The sequence below is a fragment of the Marinobacter sp. C7 genome (assembly GCF_022343555.1).
In the GTDB taxonomy this organism is placed as follows: domain Bacteria; phylum Pseudomonadota; class Gammaproteobacteria; order Pseudomonadales; family Oleiphilaceae; genus Marinobacter.
In genome coordinates this window covers 1-599 of the sequence record NZ_JAKQZH010000055.1, presented here as the reverse complement: position 1 = coordinate 599, position 599 = coordinate 1, and the positions used below count along the sequence as shown (strand labels likewise).

General features: G+C 66.8%; 2 protein-coding genes. Both read left to right on the top strand.

All coding sequences use genetic code 11. The features are described from left to right. The coding region (locus tag MD273_RS18685; protein ID WP_239039274.1) for a TOBE domain-containing protein at positions 1-397 on the top strand (397 nt) is incomplete at its 5' end. A gap of 18 nt (positions 398-415) precedes the next feature. Further along, a complete protein-coding gene (locus tag MD273_RS18680) occupies positions 416-592 on the top strand; it encodes a hypothetical protein (protein WP_239039273.1) in 177 nt (58 codons plus the stop codon). Positions 593-599 lie beyond the last annotated feature (7 nt).

Sequence of the window (599 nt, the reverse complement as noted above, 5' to 3'; positions counted from 1 at the left end):
CGGCAAGGTCGAGCAGGAGGGCGCGCCGGCCGAGATCTATGCGCGGCCGGAAACCGAATTCGTCTCCGGCTTCATCGGCTCGGCCAATGTGCTGCCGGCGACCATGGAGACCGGACCGGTCGCCGTGCTTGCCGATGGCCAGAAGCTCGCCGTCGCCGATGCATCGGTTACAGGTGATGCCGCCATCGTGCTGCGGCAGGAGGACCTCGCCGTCGCCGATGCCGGGCTGAAGGCGACCGTGAAGACCCGCGTCTTCCTCGGCGCGCGCAACCGCTATGTGCTGAGCCTTGCCGGCGAGACCATCCGGTTGCTCACCGGCAATGAAGTGGTGCTGAAACCCGGCGAGGACGTCTTCCTCGCCATCGATCCCGCCCGCGTGCGCGTGCTCGCGCGCTAGGTCCAGGAGGCGTTTGCGATGGAAAATTTCGAGACACGACTGTTCATCGACGGCCGGTTCGAGGCGGGCGAAGGGGCGGCAGAGATCGCCTATGAACCCGCAACCGGCGAGGCTCTGGCGCATGTCGCATCGGCCTCGGCCGGGCAGCCAACCATACGCGCACCGAGCACCTTCAGGCGTTTGTCGAGGAGATGAAAGCCGC

Bases quoted from the DNA above. Each gene is read 5' to 3' on its own strand.
- MD273_RS18680 (WP_239039273.1), top strand. From the start codon at position 416: ATGGAAAATTTCGAGACACGACTGTTCATCGACGGCCGGTTCGAGGCG.